1 pseudogene is annotated in these 627 nt (G+C 44.8%); it reads right to left on the bottom strand.

What is annotated here, in order from left to right:
* Positions 1–627, bottom strand: a pseudogene (cvaB, locus tag RTW80_RS26815) (colicin V export peptidase/ABC transporter CvaB); the annotation flags it as partial.

Raw genomic sequence — 627 nt, forward strand, 5'->3', positions numbered from 1 at the left:
GCTCCCAGCCATAAAATTACAATCTGATCACAGGCGGTAACAAAGGTATTTATTCCTCCGAAGAGCAAATCCATCCTGGTTAGCTTAATACCCGAATTTATCGCATCTATTTTCATATTAAGCCAGTGTGCTCCCCGAATTCCGACCATCCCCTGGATTTTTACCGTGGCAATACCATATAATGTTTCCATAAAATAGGAGGCGGCACGGGCCTCCCTGACAAGACATTCTTCTGATATCTGTCGGTAATTGCCGTATGTCACCAGTCGAATAAAAATGTAAATTGTGGTAAAGCAGAGAACTATCCAGGTGAGATATCCTCCGTATAACAGCATCATCACACAAACACCGACAACCATAATGCTGTCCATTATGAACCCGATCACACTGGTGGTAAATGTGGCCCTCAATGTGTCAAGGGAGTCAAAACGTGACTGGATATCACCTAATTTTCGGCGTTCAAAAAACGCCAGCGGTAGTCTGAGAAGATGATCGAACAGCCCCGACTGCCACTGTACATTGATGAGCGTGCTCATAACCAGTGAAGACCATGCGCGCAGCGTACTCGTTGCAGCTGTGAGTAATATAAAAAACATAAGAGCAGCAGAAATTAGCGTCAGTAGCCCT

It is taken from the genome of Escherichia sp. AM3, assembly GCF_032029835.1.
In the GTDB taxonomy this organism is placed as follows: domain Bacteria; phylum Pseudomonadota; class Gammaproteobacteria; order Enterobacterales; family Enterobacteriaceae; genus Escherichia; species Escherichia coli.